This is a genomic window from Clostridium pacaense (genome assembly GCF_020709765.2).
Lineage (GTDB): Bacteria > Bacillota > Clostridia > Lachnospirales > Lachnospiraceae > Enterocloster > Enterocloster hominis.
Genome location: NZ_JAJFEB020000095.1, coordinates 1 through 317 on the forward strand (window position 1 = coordinate 1; position 317 = coordinate 317).

At 41.6% G+C, this 317-nt stretch carries 1 protein-coding gene; it reads right to left on the reverse strand.

Annotated features, from left to right (window positions below):
• The coding region (locus LK536_RS58630; protein ID WP_506092316.1) for a beta-galactosidase at window positions 1–315 on the reverse strand (315 nt) is incomplete at its 3' end.
• Window positions 316–317: the final 2 nt, after the last annotated feature.

The window sequence follows — 317 nt, forward strand, 5'->3', positions numbered from 1 at the left end:
GCACATCAAAGGTTTATTCCCAATCTTTTTTCTTATGATGTCAAATTGTGCTTTGCCTTTAGAACCGAAATTGCCGGTCTGAAGGGCGCCCTCAACTTTTCCATATTTAAAAGATTCATCCCATGGTCCGTCAGAAGTGACAAGAGGAACTTCACAGCCGTATTCTACCATTAAGTTTTTCAGAAATTCCATATATGCGCCATCATCCCCATAATAGCCGTATTCGTTCTCTACCTGCATGAAGATTACCGGGCCACCTTTTTTGACCTGCAGCGGCGATATAATTTCAAACAGGACCTTGTAATACTCGCGTATAT